We start from the raw sequence: 3058 nt of genomic DNA, 5'->3' as shown, positions 1-3058 counted from the left end.
ACAATAGCTGTTTCGTCGAGTCATTAAATAATTCTTGTTCTTCTTCTACTGACGCTTCTTTATTGCTGGTTTTAATACTTTGACTATTTTTTGTAGCGATGTTTTTTTCTAACCGTTTAAGTCCACTATTGAGTTTAGATTCTTCTATATCTTCATCTCTATAGATGTAATCTGAATTATTTGGGTTAGTTTTTAACCGCTTATAAGTGATTAAAGGTTTCTTGTCTAGGTTTCCATCCGCAGGAACAGTAGGAATAGGATTAAAAAATTCGTCTGATTTTTCGAAATAATTTACTGCTGATCTTTCCTTTAAATAAACCGTAATCTGTATCTCTTTTGGTTCTAAGTTTTGGTCTGTTGTCGGTGTAGGCTGATTTTGTAAATAAGCTGAAGAGTTCACTTTTACCCATTCGAAATGCTTCTTGCTCCCTGTACAGGAAATTAAAGCAATGGCTAAAAAGAATATTAACAAATGTATGTTACGCATACGTACAACCTCCACCCATTCTAAACAACAAGACCTTAACGTGTTTCGTTAAGGTCTTGCAATTTATTGATTTAAATAAGCCAAAGAAAATATTTTAGGAATTAAAGGAAAGCTTAATATTTTATTATTTCGACCTATTCATTATCTAATTTAGGACAATATTACATGTCAAAGGTCTTGATCTTGATGCTTGTGTATTGATAACTGTTGCACTATTTGTAGTAACCGTATTTTTGGTAAGAATATAATTAAGATGATTTACAGGTGTATTTGAAGGATAATTAAAAGCGGTAACGCCTGCAAAAGCATCGCTCAGGAAGCTATACATAGTTACCATAGGTGCCGAAGTTCTTGAAATATCTAAACTTCCTCCTAATACTTTCCATGTTACATTATCCGCATTTATCCAATTTTTTGCTTCTGTAGCTTGTGATAGCCTATCAGTTGACCCGCTTCCAAAAGATGTCACATAAAAATTTACCCAATTTCCATTTATATTTACACGGGTCCTTAAAAGCCCCTGTTTATTGCCATCCCCCGGGTCTGCTGTATAAATGTATCTTGCCTCCTGAGTCTCATCAAATGGGAATTTACTTAAAAAACCTTGTCCATATTTTCTTAAATGTCCTCCGGATGCAGTTGTCGCAGGATAGGAAAGAACGGTTTGGTATCTGTAATACATACCTAAAGTTTCTCCTAGCCATCTAATTTGATCATCATAATTACTCCTAGAAGAAAAGTACCGGTCAACCTGACTAAGTGCAATAACATCTGCGTTTGAGCTTTTTATTACATTTGCTATTGCCTGTAAATCATACACACCATTCATATTCTCTCCATGATTAATATTATACTGCATGTATTTGAAAGTCCTGAAATCTAATGTAGCAGTTGCCAGTAAAGGAAAATGATCTGAAGCAATTAATGTTAATGCATCATTTTTGGGAGCTACATTAGTAAAAGTAACTTTCTGGCCAAGTATATAATCGAGGCGATCATTTTTATAACCATTTGTAGAAAAAGTTGCAGGTGTCAAGCTGGTACCTAAAGGATCTGCAAATTCTGCTGCTATCGTCGCATGTTGTGTCGAATTAGGCAAAATATTCAAATCTCCGCAAACTATTTTAGGCCCACCAACTTTCCTCGATCTTTTGATAAGCTGATTTATCTGGCCCGTTTGTAATGTAGGATAGGTGGGAAGAATTAAATGAGTCACATAAAAATGAAAAGTATTCCCGCCTTTATTTATTCTAACTTCTAAAAAACCTTTATAAGGATAACCTTCATCCGGGCTTTTATCAGTATATATTTCTGTATAACTGGCTTCGATAGGATATTTACTCAAAACCATATTCCCAAAAGTCCCCCCATCTGCTTGTGTATTACTCGCCTGATAAATCCTATATGGATAGGCTGTACAATACTTTTTAATGCTATCAGGCTGGTTCTCATTATTACTTACCGAAGTCCATTTGTTTAAAACTTCGTTTAGCCCAATTACATCGGCTCCCGACTCATTAATTACCTGAATTGTTTTTTTGAGATTATAAATCTTTGCCGGAGCAGGGCCTATTCCCTGATGGATGTTGTAACTCATGACTTTAATAGTTCCCGTCAGAGCCTGTGTTTCGGCACCGCTTTTTTCATTTAATCCCGTTAGTGATAAAATTTCTGTCTCTTGTGGTTCAGCGCAGGAAATCAGGCTGAAACTTATTATTCCAGCAACTAGAAGTTGGTGACAATTGATTTTCATAGTTTAAAAAATTAATAGTTAACAATTGATTGATTAATATTTCATCATTTATAATCTTTAATTTCTCTTAATCTTTAAACCGACTTGCAGAAGCTGAACAAGATTTATTATGGAGGGAACGGCATAGCAATTTCTTGCCTGTATATTCGGTTTATTGAATTGGTTTCGGCTTTAAATGCACTAGCTAATTATATTGCCAGTGCATTTTCTTTACTATATATTTTTCATAGACAAAGCATTTGATCTTATTTAAATACCTTTACGGTTACTTTCTCATTCCCGGATATCAGTGTAACGACATATACCCCCGGAACAAGATTTTTTACAGGAACAGATTTTCTATTCGGTCCTTTATTTAACTGTATATCTTCAGAAACGAATACTTTACCGGAAATATCTGTCAGATATAAGTCTGCTTTGCTTCCCTCTCTGGCAGATAAAAATACCTCCAGCTCATTAGTCTTTGTTAAGTGGGCGGTTAATGCTACCGGCTGTCCATTTACATTAACTGTAATTACAGCAGATTTTTCTGATTTACCGTCATAATCTACCTGACGAAGCTGGTAATAGTTAGTTCCTTTTAAAGGATTGGTATCCAGGAAAGAATAATAAATTATTCTTTCTGAATTGTTATTTCCATCGACAGCACCTATTACAGAAAAGTTGTTATTATCTTCTGAACGAAGAATCTCGAAACGGGCATTATTTTTTTCTGATACTGTTGTCCAGCTTAACTGTACGCCTTCTGTTAGTGCTTTTCCGGTAAATGAATTTAGTTTTACCGGAGTTGATATAGCAACAGGGGCAAAAGCAACACC

At 34.9% G+C, this 3058-nt stretch carries 3 protein-coding genes; all 3 read right to left on the bottom strand.

Annotated features, from left to right (window positions below; translation table 11 throughout):
* A partial coding sequence (locus ABWO41_RS17150; protein ID WP_353140662.1) for a hypothetical protein occupies window positions 1-487 on the bottom strand: 487 nt, incomplete at its 3' end.
* 145 nt (window positions 488-632) lie between these two features.
* Window positions 633-2240, bottom strand: coding sequence for an endonuclease/exonuclease/phosphatase family protein (locus ABWO41_RS17145; protein WP_353140659.1), 1608 nt, complete (start codon window positions 2238-2240; stop codon window positions 633-635).
* 245 nt (window positions 2241-2485) lie between these two features.
* Window positions 2486-3058, bottom strand: a 573-nt coding sequence (locus ABWO41_RS17140) for a T9SS type A sorting domain-containing protein (protein WP_353140656.1), incomplete at its 5' end; no start/stop codon positions are given.

Origin of the sequence: Pseudopedobacter sp., from assembly GCF_040392825.1 — a bacterium.
Classification (GTDB): domain Bacteria; phylum Bacteroidota; class Bacteroidia; order Sphingobacteriales; family Sphingobacteriaceae; genus Pseudopedobacter.
Note: the sequence above shows the minus strand (reverse complement) of the source record. Positions and strands in the feature narration are given on the sequence as shown.